Annotated in this window: 12 protein-coding genes; 5 read left to right on the top strand and 7 right to left on the bottom strand. The window is 68.5% G+C overall.

Going from position 1 to position 14142, the window contains the following annotated elements:
- Positions 1 to 142 precede the first annotated feature (142 nt).
- From ABZU99_RS17425 to ngcE, 4 genes are all read right to left on the bottom strand, one after another.
- Positions 143 to 1348 (bottom strand): ROK family transcriptional regulator, encoded by a 1206-nt coding sequence (locus tag ABZU99_RS17425; protein WP_355952050.1) that lies wholly within the window; start codon positions 1346 to 1348, stop codon positions 143 to 145.
- Between the two features lie 284 nt (positions 1349 to 1632).
- On the bottom strand, positions 1633 to 2580 hold the full coding sequence (locus ABZU99_RS17420; RefSeq protein WP_356048539.1) for a carbohydrate ABC transporter permease: 948 nt from the start codon (positions 2578 to 2580) through the stop codon (positions 1633 to 1635).
- Positions 2580 to 3542 carry a sugar ABC transporter permease gene (locus ABZU99_RS17415; RefSeq protein ID WP_355952047.1) on the bottom strand — a complete coding sequence of 321 codons (963 nt, stop codon included), beginning with the start codon at positions 3540 to 3542 and terminating at the stop codon, positions 2580 to 2582. Before ABZU99_RS17415 ends, ABZU99_RS17420 begins: the two co-directional genes overlap by 1 nt.
- A 101-nt stretch (positions 3543 to 3643) precedes the next feature.
- Positions 3644 to 5074, bottom strand: a complete 1431-nt coding sequence (gene ngcE, locus ABZU99_RS17410; protein WP_355951932.1) for an N-acetylglucosamine/diacetylchitobiose ABC transporter substrate-binding protein — start codon at positions 5072 to 5074, stop codon at positions 3644 to 3646.
- 380 nt (positions 5075 to 5454) lie between these two features.
- On the opposite strand from ngcE, the gene ABZU99_RS17405 reads away from it, so the two are divergent.
- Together ABZU99_RS17405 and ABZU99_RS17400 are read left to right on the top strand one after the other, a co-directional pair.
- Positions 5455 to 5937 (top strand): hypothetical protein, encoded by a 483-nt coding sequence (locus tag ABZU99_RS17405; protein ID WP_355951929.1) that lies wholly within the window; start codon positions 5455 to 5457, stop codon positions 5935 to 5937.
- Between the two features lie 179 nt (positions 5938 to 6116).
- On the top strand, positions 6117 to 9974 hold the full coding sequence (locus ABZU99_RS17400; protein ID WP_356048536.1) for a GH92 family glycosyl hydrolase: 3858 nt from the start codon (positions 6117 to 6119) through the stop codon (positions 9972 to 9974).
- Between the two features lie 72 nt (positions 9975 to 10046).
- On the opposite strand, the gene ABZU99_RS17395 is transcribed toward ABZU99_RS17400, so the two are convergent.
- Positions 10047 to 10421 (bottom strand): helix-turn-helix domain-containing protein, encoded by a 375-nt coding sequence (locus tag ABZU99_RS17395; protein WP_355951924.1) that lies wholly within the window; start codon positions 10419 to 10421, stop codon positions 10047 to 10049.
- Between the two features lie 94 nt (positions 10422 to 10515).
- Between ABZU99_RS17395 and ABZU99_RS17390 the strand changes: the two genes are divergently transcribed.
- The 3 genes from ABZU99_RS17390 (at position 10516) to ABZU99_RS17380 (ending at position 13005) form a co-directional block, all read left to right on the top strand.
- Positions 10516 to 11361 (top strand): NAD(P)H-binding protein, encoded by an 846-nt coding sequence (locus ABZU99_RS17390; RefSeq protein WP_356048600.1) that lies wholly within the window; start codon positions 10516 to 10518, stop codon positions 11359 to 11361.
- Between the two features lie 22 nt (positions 11362 to 11383).
- On the top strand, positions 11384 to 12154 hold the full coding sequence (locus tag ABZU99_RS17385) for a PIG-L family deacetylase (RefSeq protein ID WP_356048534.1): 771 nt from the start codon (positions 11384 to 11386) through the stop codon (positions 12152 to 12154).
- Between the two features lie 62 nt (positions 12155 to 12216).
- Positions 12217 to 13005 (top strand): ISAzo13 family transposase, encoded by a 789-nt coding sequence (locus ABZU99_RS17380; RefSeq protein WP_355951918.1) that lies wholly within the window; start codon positions 12217 to 12219, stop codon positions 13003 to 13005.
- Here ABZU99_RS17380 and ABZU99_RS17375 read toward each other — a convergent pair.
- On the bottom strand, positions 12980 to 13174 hold the full coding sequence (locus ABZU99_RS17375) for a crosslink repair DNA glycosylase YcaQ family protein (RefSeq protein WP_355951916.1): 195 nt from the start codon (positions 13172 to 13174) through the stop codon (positions 12980 to 12982). The two genes, ABZU99_RS17380 and ABZU99_RS17375, sit on opposite strands and share 26 nt — an antisense overlap.
- Positions 13175 to 13375: 201 nt before the next feature.
- Entirely contained in the window at positions 13376 to 14110 is a 735-nt protein-coding gene (locus ABZU99_RS17370; RefSeq protein WP_356048532.1) for an alpha/beta hydrolase, read from the bottom strand.
- Positions 14111 to 14142 lie beyond the last annotated feature (32 nt).

The raw sequence follows: 14142 nt of genomic DNA, 5'->3' as shown, positions 1-14142 counted from the left end.
GCATGGCGTCAAGAAGTAAATACTTAACGAGATGGCAACGGTGCCATTCGTTATCCCAGTGAACGCAGCCGGACAGCCTGGATGGACGGAGCGTGACGGACATAGCCCGAAACGGGAGGCCAGAGGGGTGCGGCGGGCCAGCTCAGGGCGAGGTGAGGACCGGGGTCCCCGGCGACATCGCACCGTCCAGCAGCGTCGAATCGCCCAGCTCGCTCAGCACCAGCGCGAGCGCGCCCAGCACCTCGGCCCGGCCGCCGAGCGCCCCGGGCATCACCGACAGCTGACGGGCCGCGCTCGGAATCGCATAGCGCGCCACCGACTCCCGGATCGGGGCCAGCACCAGCTCCCCCGCCTCCGCGAGATGGCCGCCGAGCACCATCCGGCTCGGGTTGATCAGGTTGCAGAGACTGGCCACTCCGCTGCCGATGTGGCGGCCCACGTCCGCGATCACCCGGCGGCAGCCGGGATCGCCCTCACGGGCGAGCTGCACCATGCGCTCCAGGGTCAGATCCGTGCCATGGCTGGAATGCAGCAGCGGCAGCACATAGCGGGCCGCGGTGAAGGTCTCCAGACAGCCGCGGTTGCCGCAGCGGCACACCGGACCCGACTCGTCCAGGGTGATGTGGCCGATCTCGCCCGCCGTGCCGCCGGGGCCGCGGTAGATCTGCCCGCTGATCACCAGCCCGGCCCCGACACCGTCGGCGACCTTGATGTACGCGAGGTCGGCGACCCCGCGCCCGGAGCCCCAGACCAGTTCGCCGAGCGCGCCCAGGTTGGCGTCGTTGTCCACGTGCACCGGCACTCCGAGCCGGTGGGCCAGGTCGTCGCGGGGATTGGTGCCCGCCCAGCCCGGGAGGATCGCGGTCGAGCCCAGCACACCGGTCTCCACGTCGATCGGGGCGGGCACCCCGAGGCCGACTCCGACCACCTTGTCCGGGCTGAGGCCACTGGCCGCGATCAGCCTGCTCACCAGCTGTTCCGCCCGGTCCAGCCCCTGTGAGGAGGAGGCGTCCACATCCAGCGGCTCGGCCTCCTCGGCCAGCACCTGATGGGCGAGGTTGCCGATGGCCACGCGCAGATGTGTATGGCCGAAATCCACGCCCACGACGATGCCCGCGTCTCCGCTGAGCGAGACGCTGCGCGCCCGGCGGCCGCCCGCTGAGGTGGGCGTGACCTCGACCGTTCCGCCGTCCTTGAGCTCTCGGACGATGTTCGAGACGGTGGCGGCGGACAGCCCGGTGGAGCGGGCGATCTCCGCCTGGGTCAGCGAGCCCGCCATGCGCACCGCACGGACCACCCGCTCGAGGTTGGCCCGGTGCAGCGACGACTGCGATCCCGGAGTCTCCACGCCCATCCACTCCCGCCTTCGCGGGCGGCACGACGGCCGCTCCGCCGGCCGGGCCGCAGCAGTGAGGCCCGGCTTTGTCTCCAACATGTGAACCCTAAGCTGAGCCGCCCGGGTTGTCTCACGTCAAGTCCTTGACATTGTGAGGAAGACCCGCTCTCGGCCCAGCCGCCAGGGTACGGCCGTATTCCCAGGCCAGGAAGCCGCCGGCCCCGCTCTTCCGTCCGCATGGGAAGAGCGGGGCCGCCGCCGACGACGTCGTGGGAGGGCTCCGGGAGCCCGTCGGGCTACTTCAGGGCGCCCGCGGTCAGGCCCGCCTGGACCTGCCGCTGGAAGACGATGTAGACCCCGAGCACCGGAAGCATCGCCAGCACCAGACCGGCGAACAGCGCGGACCAGTCGCCCTTGTACTGCTGGCTGGCCGCGAGCTGCACCAGCCCCTGGGTGAGCACCCGCTTGTCCTCGTCGGTGTTGAGCACCGTCGGCAGCATGTACTGATTCCACTGCCCGAGGAAATTGAAGATGCCCACGCTGATCAGACCCGGTTTCGCCATCGGCAGCATCACCTGGAAGAAGGTCCGGGTCTGCGAGGCGCCGTCGATCAGCGCCGCCTCCGCCACCGAGGTGGGCAGCGTTTTGAAGAACGAGGTGAGGAAGAAGACGGTGAAGGGCAGCGAATAGGCGATGTAGACCAGAATCAGCCCGTGGAAGGTGTTCAGCAGGGACATGTTCTTCATGACGAAGAACAGCGGCACCAGCGCCAGGATGATCGGGAAGCTCATCCCGCCCACGAACATGAAGTAGATGGCGCGCTTGCCCGGGAATTCGAATCGGGCCAGCACATAGGCCGCCATCGAGCCCAGCAGCATGGTACCGATCAGCGAGCACCCCACCACCAGGACGGTATTGAGGAAGAAGTCGCCGATGTTCGACTTGCTCCAGGCACGCGACCAGTTGTCGAAATGCAGGGTGTCGGGCAGACCCCAGGGCGAGGTGAAGATCTGCTCGTCGGTCTTGAGGGAGCTCATGACCGCCCACAGCAGCGGCATGGTGACCAGCAGCGCCCAGATGATCAGCATCCCGTGCGAGAAGACGTTGAGGACCTTGCCCTCGCTGCTGATGCTGCCCTCAGGGGTGTGGCGCGGAGGGATCCGGTCGACCGGGGGCGGTGCGATCGGCGCCTCGTCGTCCTTGGTGACGCCGGGGAGCTCCGAGGGCTGTGCGGGTGAGGTCATCAGTACTCCAGTCGTTCGCGCCGGCCCAGCTTCGAGACGATGACCGCGAAGATCATGGTGACGATCAGCATCGCCACCCCGATCGTGGTCGCCCGGCCCGCCTGCCCGTCGCGGAACGTCTTGGTGTAGACGTAATAGCCCATGACCTCGGTGGAGTCAGCGGGCCCGCCCGGCCCCACGGTCATGATCTGCACGACGGCGAACGCGTCGAGGGCGAGGATGCCCATATAGATCCAGCCGGTCTGGACGGTGTCCCAGAGCAGCGGCAGGGTGAGCCTGAAGAAGGTCGTGATCCGGTTGGCGCCGTCCAGCAGCGCCGCCTCGTAGAAGTCCTTGGGGATGGCGCTCATCCCGGCGGAGAAGAGGACGACGTAGAAGCCGACGTTGCACCAGATCATCACCACCATGAGGCACCACAGGGCGAGCTTCGGATCGGCCAGCCACCCCTGCTGGAGTGCGTCGAGCCCGATGCCGCCCAGGAAGGCGTTGAGTGCCCCGTTCCGGGGGTTGTAGGTGAACTGGAACAGCAGGGCGACAATCGCGATCGACAGCACCTGCGGAAAGAAGTAGACGACCTTGTAGAGGCCCGAGCCGCGCACCCCGGAGATGGCAGCGTTCTTCCGACTGCGGCCACCCACATTGAGCATGAAGGCGAAAAACAGCCCGAGGCCGAGCGTCACCAGCGGCACGACCAGCAGCAACAGCACATTGTGGCCGACTGCTTTCCAGAACAGGTCGTCGTGCAACAGCCACTGGTAGTTGCCGAATCCGACCATCTTGAAGTCGGAGCTCAGCCCGGTCCAGTCCGTGAAGGAGTAATAGATGGCCTGGACGAACGGCGAGAGCACGAAGACCGCGTAGATCGCCACCGGGAGCACCAGGAACCCCACCGGGAATCCGTACTTCCGATACCACCGGACAAACCGGTTTCCCGGGGATCCCACGCCGGAGGGGCGCTTCATCACGCCCTGTGCACCGGACTGGTACTTAGCCTGCCGCATCTCTACCGCCCTCGGTCTTTCCCTGGGGATAACACCGCTGGTGACGCATCGAACCTCATCGATCAGACGTGCTTGTACTTCTTGACGGCGTCGTCCTTGGCCGTGTCATCGGCGAACTTCTGGATCTTCTTGATCGCCTCGGCCGGGGTCATGCGTCCCGCCATCATCTCGCCCAGCGCGGAGACGCCGATCTGCTGCTTCTCCAGCGCGACGTACCAGTCCTGGATCCGGGGGTTGACGACGTTCTTGCCGGCCTTCCGCAGCGCCTCCTGTGCGGATGCCAGGCCCGGCGGCAGGGTCAGACCGTCGGTGCCGCCGTTGAGCGAGGAGAGCGAGGAGACCTGCTTGACGAAGTTCTTGGTGGACTTCTCGCCGAGCATGATCCGCAGCAGCTCCATGCCGCCCTCGGGGTTCCTCGCCGTCTTCGGCACGATGAAGGGCTCACCGCCGGAGGCCCAGATGGTGCCGAACGGCAGCTTGTCGCTCTTGTCGAGGCTGGAGGGCGCGCTCACCGCCATCCGGAAGTTCTTCGGCGTGGTCTTCTTCGCCTCGTTCTCCACCCAGGAGCCGTTGGGGATGAACAGCGCCTTGCCCTGGTTCCAGGCGGTCTGCGACTCGATGTGGGTGAGGCCCGGGGTGCCCTTGAGGATGTACCCCTTCTTGTAGAGCTCGTAGTACGCGTCGAAGGCGGCCTTGACGGCCGGATGCTTCCAGGCGTTCGGCTCCAGGTTGTCGATGGCGTTCAGTACGTCGACGCCGCCGATCTTGGCGATGAAGGGGTAGAGGCTGAACGGCAGGTAGTACGGGTACTTGCCCGGGTAGGTCCAGCCGGCGATGCCCTTCTTCTTCGCCGCCGCGCAGACCTTGAGCATGTCGTCCCAGGTCTCGGGGTACTCCGTGTCCAGCTTCTCCAGGTTGGTCCTGGAGTACCAGACGCCGTAGACCGTGTAGGCGTAGTAGAGGATCCAGACCTGCTTGCCGTCGAACTGGCCCATCTCCACGACGCCGGGGCGCAGCGTCTCGCGCACCGTCTTCTTCGGGTCGTCCAGGGAGGGCGAGTCCAGCAGCGGGGTGAGGTCGGTCAGCTGCTTCTTGGCGACCAGGGTGCCGAAGTCCATCTGCTCGGCGCCGGAGTTGTCGATGAGGTCCGGTGGGGTGCCGCCGTTGAACCGGGGCTGCAGGGTTGTCTGGATCTTCTGGGTCGCGGCGTGCTTGACCTTGGCCTTGGGGTAGGCCTTGCCGTACTCCGCCTCGGCGTCCTTGGCGTACTGCTGTCCGAAGCCGCCGTCGAAGATGACGACGTCGAGCGGGGCGCTCTCATTGACGGCCAGCGGATTCTTCGCCGACTTCTTGCCCTTGTCGACCTTCTTGGAGCTGTCGTCGCCGCCGCTCGCGCACGCCGTCAGCACGCTCAGGGACGGAACGGTGATCAGTCCGAGCGCCGCCGACCGCTTGATGAGGTCACGCCGGCCGAAATCTGGTGTGGATCCCATGCTCAGGTCCTCGCCTTCGTCAGGACTCAGGCGGTGCAACGTCCCCCGTACATGCTCGCCTCAGGCGAGGGGCCCGACACCGCGGGTCAGTTGAAGCGTGAAGCGGAGTATTGCTGGGTAAGTGCCGGGGATTGCGGAGGACCCGCCGAGGCCCGCGCGATGTGGGCCGTGGTACGGCCTTCCCCCTGGGCCGACAGGTATAGTCCACTGGGCCCCACTGGGCAAGATCGTACGTTCATTGGGCGGCAGTCTTTCCCGAGTTGAGACCTGTCCGACATACCGTAGGGGACACAGGCCGTACGGCACGCCGCCGTGCGCGCGATCCTCGAAAGGCGGTCCCTGTGTCCCGGAAGCGGCTCACCCTTACCACCAGCGTTGTCGTGACCGCGACACTCGCGCTCGCTTCGGGGTGCGGCTCCGACAGCGGCGGTTCATCCGCCGGGGACGGCAAGGGCGGCTCCGCGATAGGCAAGGGCATGGCCCGCCTGCCGGTGGAGCCCACCGAGGAGCCCACCGAGGAGCCCACCGACGACCCGTACGACGACCCCTCGGACAGCCCCACCGGCGGTTCCGGCCTGGTCAGCGCGGACGCCAAGATGGGCACCTGCGGCTGGAGCTCGAGCGGCATGCCCTACGCCAATGTCGAGATCAGCAACTCCAGCTCCAGCACCGCCTACTACTCGCTGCTGGTCGGCTTCGTCGACAGTTCCGGGGAGGTCGTGACCACGGGCATCGAGTCCGACGCCGAGGTGGCGGGCGGGGCCGACAAGACCATCAAGGTCGCCGGGCTCAAGGCGGACAGCTCCCACACGGCGAAGAAGTGCCGGCTCTCGCTCGCCACCAAGTCCGACAAGGCCGGCTGACGACACGACGGAATCACTCCACCGGGCGCGGGCCGTACCCCCAACCGAGGTACGGCCCGCGCTGTTTGTCGGGCCGCATCGATCCCTGACGCATCCTTGACACCACCCTCCCCGCGCCTCCCTACTTATCTCTGCCTGGCTCAATTGACAACGTTGTCAGATTCGTTGAGAGGCTGAGTATGCGACAGAGACGACACCAGAGACGATGGCGTGGGAGCGGGCGCCCGGCTGCCCTGGTGGCGGCCGTCCTGCTGGCGGTGACGGCCCAGGGCGCGGCGGTCGCCGTACCGAGCGACCGGGGCGCCGGGCACCACGCCGACCGGGCCTTCGCCTCGTCCTTCGAATCGGGTGATCCGCAGCCCGACTGGCGCGACACCGTGGAGACCGGCCCCGACGGCAGGAAGAAGGCGTCCGGGGTCGACGGCGGCTACTCCTCCGGCATCCCCGGCAATGTCACCGACAAGGTCACCGAGGTCCGGGCGAGCGGCGAGAACACCTCGGCCGGTGAGATCAAGGAGCACCTGGTCGACGGCGAGGTCACCAGCAAATGGCTGGCCTTCGACAAGGCCGCCTGGCTGGAGTTCGATCTGAGCGAGCCGGTGGAGGTCGTCCGCTACGCCCTCACCTCCGCCAATGACGCCCCGGGCCGCGATCCGAAGGACTGGACCCTCAAGGGCTCCGCAGACGGCTCCGACTGGACGACGCTCGACTCCCGGCAGGGCGAGGCCTTCGCCTCGCGCCGGCAGACCCGGGAGTTCTCCTTCGACAAGGCGACCGCGTACCGGCACCTCCGGCTGGAGATCACCCGCAACGCCGGCGACGACCTCGTCCAGCTCGCCGAGGTGCAGTTCGCGGGCGGTGACACCACCCCGCCCGCGCCCTCCGAGATGCGCAGCCAGATCGACCGGGGCCCGACCGGCTCCCCCACCGCCAAGGCCAACGCGGGCTTCACCGGGACCCATGCGCTGCGATACGCGGGCACCCATGAGCCGGACGGCCGGGCCTACTCGTACAACAAGATCTTCGACGTGGACACGGTCGTCACCCGCGACACCCTGCTGTCGTACCGGATCTTCCCGTCGATGCCCGAGACCGATCTCCACTACCCGGCCACCCATGTCTCCGTCGATCTCGCCTTCACCGACGGCACCTATCTGAGCGATCTGCCGGACGCGGTCGACCAGCACGGCGCGCGGATGAGTCCCCAGGGCCAGGCCGCCTCCAAGACCCTGTACGTCAACCAGTGGAACCACAAGCAGTCGCGGATCGGCGCGGTCGGCGCCGGCAAGACGATCGACCGCGTACTCGTGGCGTACGACTCCCCCAAGGGCCCGGCGCAGTTCCGGGGCTGGGTGGACGACATCTCCATCGCCACCAGGGCCCCCGAGAAGCGGCTGTCGCATCTGTCGGACTACGCCGTGACCACCCGGGGCACCAACTCCAGCGGATCCTTCTCGCGCGGCAACAACTTCCCGGCGACCGCCGTGCCCAACGGCTTCAACTTATGGACGCCGGTGACGAACGCGGGCTCGACCGACTGGCTCTACCAGTACGCCCGCGCCAACAACGCCGACAACCTCCCCACCATCCAGGCGTTCAGCGCGAGCCATGAGCCGAGCCCCTGGATGGGCGACCGGCAGACCTTCCAGGTGATGCCGTCCGCCGCGTCCGGCACCCCCGACGCCGGGCGCACCGCCCGCGCCCTGCCGTTCCGCCACGACAAGGAGAGCGCCCGTCCGTACGCGTACGGGGTGACCTTCGAGAACGGCCTCAGAGCGGAGATGGCGCCCACCGACCACGCCGCGATTATGCGCTTCACCTATCCGGGTGAGGACGCGAGCGTCGTCTTCGACAACGTCACGGGCGAGGGCGGGCTGACCCTCGACACCGAGCACGGGGTGGTCTCCGGCTACTCCGACGTCAAGAGCGGACTGTCCACCGGGGCCACCCGGCTCTTCGTCTACGGGGTCTTCGACGCACCCGTCAGCGCGGGCGGCAAGCTTTCGGGGGATGGTGGCAAGGACGTCACCGGCTACTTCCGCTTCAAGCCGGGCAAGGACCGTACGGTCACGCTGAGGCTCGCCACCTCCCTCATAGGCGTGGACCAGGCGAAGACCAACCTCCACCGGGAGATCCCCGCATCGGCGTCCTTTGGGCAGGTCAAGCAGGCCGCGCAGCGGGCCTGGGACAGGATTCTGGGGATCATAGAGGTCGAGGGCGCCGACCGCGGCCAGCTCACCACGCTCTATTCCAGCCTCTACCGGCTGTACCTCTATCCCAATTCCGCATTCGAGAACACGGGGACGGCGCGTAAGCCGAGGTACCAGTACGCGAGCGCCTTCTCACCGGCCACCGGGGAGAACACCCCGACCCACACCGGCGCGAAGATCGTCGATGGGCGGGTGTACGTCAACAACGGCTTCTGGGACACCTACCGGACGACGTGGCCCGCGTACTCGTTGCTGACGCCGAAGCGGGCGGGGAAGATGGTCGACGGCTTCGTCCAGCAGTACAAGGACGGCGGCTGGATCTCCCGCTGGTCCTCCCCCGGCTACGCCGACCTCATGACCGGCACCAGCTCGGACGTGGCCTTCGCCGACGCGTATCTGAAGGGCGTGCGGTTCGACGCCGAGGCCGCGTACGAGGCGGCGCTGAAGAACGCCACCGCCGTCCCGCCGCTGTCGGGCGTCGGACGGAAGGGCATGTCCACCTCGCCCTTCCTCGGCTACACCAGCACCGAAACCCATGAGGGCCTGTCCTGGGCGCTGGAGGGCTACCTCAACGACTTCGGGCTGGCGAAGATGGGCAAGGCGCTCCACGCGAAGACGAAGAAGGCCCGCTACAAGGAGGAGTCGGAGTACTTCCTGCACCGCGCGCAGGGGTATGTCTCGCTGTTCGACAACAAGGCGGGCTTCTTCCAGGGCAAGAACGCCGACGGCAAGTGGCGCGTGCCGTCCGAGAAGTACGACCCCCGGGTGTGGGGCTACGACTACACCGAGACCAACGGCTGGGGCTACGCCTTCACGGCGCCCCAGGACAGCCGGGGTCTTGCCAATCTGTACGGCGGGCGGAGTGGCCTGGCGAAGAAGCTCGACACGTACTTCTCCACCCCCGAGACCGCCTCCCCCGAGTTCGCCGGCTCCTACGGCGGCGTCATCCATGAGATGACCGAGGCGCGGGACGTCCGCATGGGCATGTACGGGCACAGCAACCAGGTCGCCCACCATGCGGCCTACATGTACGACGCGGCCGGCCGGCCCTGGAAGACCCAGGAGAAAGTGCGCGAGGTGCTCTCCCGCCTCTACACCGGCAGCGAGATCGGCCAGGGCTACCACGGTGACGAGGACAACGGCGAGCAGTCCGCCTGGTACCTCTTCAGCTCACTGGGCTTCTACCCGCTGGTCATGGGCGGCTCCGAGTACGCGGTCGGCTCGCCCCTGTTCACCAAGGCCACGGTGCATCTGGAGAACGGCCGCGACCTGGTGATCAAGGCCCCGCGCAACAGCCGGGCGAACGTCTACGTCCGGGGCCTGAAGGTGAACGGCAAGGTGTGGAACACCACCGTCCTGCCGCATTCGGTGCTCGCCCGGGGCGGCACGCTGGAGTTCGCGATGGGCGCCAAGCCGTCGAAGTGGGGCACGGGTGAGGGGGCCGCGCCGTCGTCCATCACCCAGGACGACAAGGTGCCGACACCGCGCCGCGACCTGACGGTGCCGAGTGGGGGCACGGCGCTGCTGGATGACACGTCGGGCACGGAGGCGACGTTCGAGTCGGTAGACTTGCCCGTCACCGGCCCCGGCCGAGCCGTGCAGTACACCCTGACCTCGTCCGACCGGGGCAAGGCGCCGGCGGGGTGGGTTCTCCAGGGGTCCTGGGACGGCGAGAAGTGGCAGGACCTGGACCGGCGGTCCAGCGAGTCCTTCGCCTGGGACAAGCAGACCCGGGTCTTCTCGGTCCACGCCCCGGGGAGGTATGCGCACTACCGGCTGGTGCCTGAGGGCAGGGCGACACTGGCGGAGGTGGAGTTGCTCGGCTAATCGCTGACGGTGGCGGGGACGGCGGGTGGGGGCGGCCGGGTCATCGGTCGTCTCCCCCGCCGTCTCGCCGCCTCACCGGGACGCGGTAGGGGCCGTCTCGGCGTCGTAGGACAGGCGAGCCTGCTCGACCTTGGGCAGGTTCTCGGCCGACCAGGTGGCGAGCGTGGCGAAGAGCGGGCCCAGGCCGCGGCCGAGGTCACTGATCTCGTACTCCACCCGGGGCGGGACCTCCGGGTGGTACGTGCGCCGCACCAGCCCGTCGCGTTCCAGCTGTCGGAGCCGCTGAGTCAGCACCTTGGGGGTGACCGTGCCGATGCGGCGCTGGAGTTCCACGAAGCGCTGACGGCCGTATTCGTTCAGCGTCCAGAGGATCGGCGTGGTCCAGCGGCTGAAGACGATGTCGACGACGGGGGCGATCGGGCACGCCTGTTCCGGTTCCTTGGCCATAGTCACTTTCCTCTAGGTACCTACTATCCCGGCGATGCTAGCTTCACCGTGCCGCGGCAAGGACCTCTCTGCGACAACGGAAACGGAGCTGCACATGATCGTGGTCACGGGAGCGACCGGAAACGTCGGACGGCCGCTCGTAGAGGCACTCGCCGCGGCGGGCGAGCAGGTGACGGCTGTCTCGCGGCGGCCCTCCGATGGGAAGACTCCGCAGGGCGTTCAGCATCGGCGAGCCGATCTGGCCGACGCGGAGAGCCTTCGGCCCGTGCTGGACGGGGCCGACGCGCTCTTCCTGCTCTTCGCGGGCGCACTTCTCGGCGGTGGTACGAGCGCGGGCGCCCTCCTCGACGTCGCGAAGTCGGGCGGCGTACGGCGTGTCGTCCTGCTGTCCTCCCAGGGCGCGGCGACCCGGCCGGAGGCGGTGTCGCACGCCTCGCTGCGTGCGTTCGAGGACGCCGTACGGCGGTCGGGGCTCGACTGGACGATTCTGCGGCCGGGAGGGTTCGACTCCAACGCCTGCACGTGGGCCGAGACCGTCCGCACGCAGCGGATGATCGCCGCGCCGTTCGGGGACGTCGGGCTGCCGCTCGTGGACCCCGCGGACATCGCCGAGGTCGCGGCCGTGGCCCTGCGCGATGCGGACCACGCCGGGCGCACCTACGAACTCACCGGTCCGTCGCCGATCTCCCCGCGCGAGCAGGCGCGGGCCATCGGTGAAGCGCTCGGCGAAGCCGTACGGTTCGTCGAGCTGAGCCGTGAGGAGGCCCGCGCGCACATGCTGGGGTTCATGCCGGAGCCGATCGCGGACGGCACCCTCGACATCCTGGGTCGGCCGACGGCCGGCGAGCAGCGGATGAGCCCCGACGTGGAACGGATCCTGGGCCGCCCGCCGCGTACGTTCGCCGAGTGGGCGAGGCACAACGTCGCGGTCTTCCGGTGAACGGGGGTGCCAGGATGGGCCGATGGCGACCGTACTGGCGTTCCATGCCCATCCCGATGACGAAGCACTGCTGACCGGCGGCACGCTGGCCCGCCTCGCCGACGAGGGACACCGGGTGGTGCTCGTCATCGCCACGGACGGCCTGATGGGCGCCGTGCCGACGGGTGGCGAACCGCCGCGGCTGCGCGAACTGCGCACCGTGGCGGCTCTGTTGGGCGTCGACCGCGTCGTCCACCTCGGCTACGCGGACAGCGGCCACGGCGCCCTGCTCTGCCCGGATCCGCCGGACCGCACGCGCTTCGTCCGGGCGGACACCGAGGAGGCGGCGGAGCGGCTGGCCGCGATCCTCCGCGAGGAGGATGCGGCGATGCTACTCAGCTACGAAGCCAACGGCGGCTACGGCCACCGGGACCACGTCAAGGTGCACCAGGTCGGCCGCCGCGCCGCCGAACTGGCCGAGACGGCGAGGGCGCTGGAGGCCACGATGCCGCGCGACGCCGCTGAGCGCCTGGTCAGGCTGGTGCGTCTGCTGCGGATACCGCTGCGCTTCGGTCCCGAGGAGCTGGCCGGTCGCTTCAGCCCGCGCACCGCCATCACCCGCCGTATCGACGTCCGCCGCTACGCCCGCCAGAAGCAGGCCGCGCTCGCCGCGCACCACTCCCAGGTGAAGGGGACCGGCCGCGTGAACGCGGTCCTGCAGACCATGGTCCGGCTGCCGGTCCCGGTCTTCGGACTGTTGTTCGGCCGGGAGTGGTTCATCGACGTCCGCCCCGGCCGAAGCGCGCAGCCTTAGGGCTTGCCGGGAAATAAGTCGTGGCTTCCAGCTGCGGGGATCGTTGTCGTGGTATGGGGAGTATGGAGGGGACCGAGGCCGTCCTGGGGGCGAAGTTCGAGACGTTGTTGCCGCATCTGGACGAGCGTCAGCGTCGGCTGACCATAGGGGCGGAGGCGCGGTCGCTGGGACACGGTGGGATCAGGCTCGTCGCCCGTGCGGCCGGAGTGCGGGAGGGCACGGTCTCGCGCGGGGTGGCTGAACTGAAGTCCGGCCAGGGCCCGTTGGGTCGGGTCCGCCGTACGGGCGGTGGCCGGAAGAGGGCGAGTGTGCTGGATGCGGGACTGCGGCCTGCGCTGCTGGCGCTGGTCGAGCCCGACGAGCGGGGCGATCCGATGTCGCCGCTGCGCTGGACGACGAAGTCGACCCAGAACCTGGCAGCAGAGCTGACCCGCCAGGGACATCGCGTCTCCGCCGACACGGTCGCCGGCCTGCTGCGGGAGGAAGGCTTCAGCCTGCAGGCCAACGCCAAGACCATCGAAGGCGCCCAGCACCCGGACCGGGACGCCCAGTTCCACGAGCAGGCACGAGATCACCGGGACGCCGGAGATGCGGTGATCAGCGTGGACACCAAGAAGAAGGAACTGATCGGCAACTACAAGAACGCCGGGCACGAGTGGCGGCCCGCCGAGCAGCCCGTTCAGGTCAAGACACACGACTTCCCTAGCCAGGCAGAGAAGGCGATCCCGTACGGAATCTACGACACGACAGCGAACACCGGCTGGGTGAACATCGGCACCGATCACGACACCGCAGCATTTGCCTGCGGCTACTTTGCACCGTGGGTCAGAGATAGGGCACCGGGGCCTTGATGGAGCGCGCGCCGGAGCCACGACTCCAGGTGGCGATGGCAAGGCCGTCGGCGATGACGGCCGGCCGGATGAGACCGCCTCCCGGCCAGACGCGAGCCTCATGGACAGCGGGGACGGACACCTCGCGAGTGCGGTAGCCGATCAGGTAGTCGTCGTAGGCGGGCAGCATGCGAAAGTCTGGAGTCTCGGCCGCGTACCCGGATGCCCAGGTCGGCGGCCGTAGCGTCCTGGGCCTGGATGGTGAGGACCCGTCGGATGACCGCCTCGGCAGAGGCCTCGCGTACTCCGTCGGCCAGGGCCTGGGCGTGGGCCCGCAGCGTGCGGACGCTTTCGTGGTCAGGCATCGGGCTGTGCCTCTCGGCCGGCGCGGTCAGGAGACGGCCTTGTCGAGGACGCGGGCGAGTTCGGCGGGCGCGGACAGCATCGGCCAGTGCCCGGTGGGCAGGTCGAAGCGCCGCCACGGCGGCTGGTTCAGGTAGGCCAGCATCGGCACCCCGGCATCCAGCAGTCCCGTGAAGTCATGGCAGGCGATCAGGACACGGTCCACATGGGAACCGGGCTCGGCCGGGTCGGCGAGGCGCTGGGTGTAGGTGCCGAATGGCTGAGGGGTGGCGCGCGTGCGCAGAGTGTTCCGCTGGCCCTCATCGAGCCCGTCGAGGCTGCTGGACAAGCTCAGGACCTCAAAGGGCGGCATCGGTAGCCGCCACCCGTCGCCGGAAGCGTCGACCTGCTGGCGCAGCTGGTCCGCTGCTTGCGGCGGCATGAGGTCGAGCATGCACATGCCTGCGGCGAATGGGGCGCTGTCCACGTAGATCACGCGTTCCAGCCGGTCGCCGAGACGTCCGGCTGCCCCGGTGACCGGTGCAGCCGCGTAGCTGTGGGCGACCAGCGTGACGTCGCGCAGATCGTTCCGCTCGACGAATCCCGTGATGTCCGCGATGTGCGTGTCCAGGTCCGTCTGGGGGCCGCCCTGGTCTGCGTGCTCGGCCAGGCCGGTCAGTGTCAGCGGCAGCGCCGTGTGGCCGCGCTGCCGCAAAGCTTGGGCGGTGTCTTCCCAGGTCCATGCCCCGAGCCAGGCGCCGGGAACGAGTACGAAGGTGGCCATGTGATCTCCCTGAAGTGAGGTGCTGCGGGGAG

This window comes from Streptomyces sp. NPDC005266 (assembly GCF_040607655.1).
Taxonomy (GTDB): Bacteria; Actinomycetota; Actinomycetes; order Streptomycetales; family Streptomycetaceae; genus Streptomyces.
The sequence above is the reverse complement of the archived record's forward strand: the minus strand, read 5'-3'. Positions and strand labels throughout refer to the sequence as shown.

Excerpts from the sequence above, each read along its gene's own strand:
- ABZU99_RS17395 (WP_355951924.1), bottom strand. The coding sequence starts at position 10,421 with ATGGCCAAGGAACCGGAACAGGCGTGCCCGATCGCCCCCGTCGTCGAC.
- ABZU99_RS17375 (WP_355951916.1), bottom strand. The coding sequence starts at position 13,174 with ATGCTGCCCGCCTACGACGACTACCTGATCGGCTACCGCACTCGCGAG.
- ABZU99_RS17420 (WP_356048539.1), bottom strand. The coding sequence starts at position 2,580 with ATGACCTCACCCGCACAGCCCTCGGAGCTCCCCGGCGTCACCAAGGAC.
- ABZU99_RS17400 (WP_356048536.1), top strand. The coding sequence starts at position 6,117 with ATGCGACAGAGACGACACCAGAGACGATGGCGTGGGAGCGGGCGCCCG.
- ABZU99_RS17415 (WP_355952047.1), bottom strand. The coding sequence starts at position 3,542 with ATGAAGCGCCCCTCCGGCGTGGGATCCCCGGGAAACCGGTTTGTCCGG.
- ABZU99_RS17380 (WP_355951918.1), top strand. The coding sequence starts at position 12,217 with ATGGAGGGGACCGAGGCCGTCCTGGGGGCGAAGTTCGAGACGTTGTTG.
- ngcE (WP_355951932.1), bottom strand. The coding sequence starts at position 5,074 with ATGGGATCCACACCAGATTTCGGCCGGCGTGACCTCATCAAGCGGTCG.
- ABZU99_RS17390 (WP_356048600.1), top strand. The coding sequence starts at position 10,516 with ATGATCGTGGTCACGGGAGCGACCGGAAACGTCGGACGGCCGCTCGTA.
- ABZU99_RS17370 (WP_356048532.1), bottom strand. The coding sequence starts at position 14,110 with ATGGCCACCTTCGTACTCGTTCCCGGCGCCTGGCTCGGGGCATGGACC.
- ABZU99_RS17385 (WP_356048534.1), top strand. The coding sequence starts at position 11,384 with ATGGCGACCGTACTGGCGTTCCATGCCCATCCCGATGACGAAGCACTG.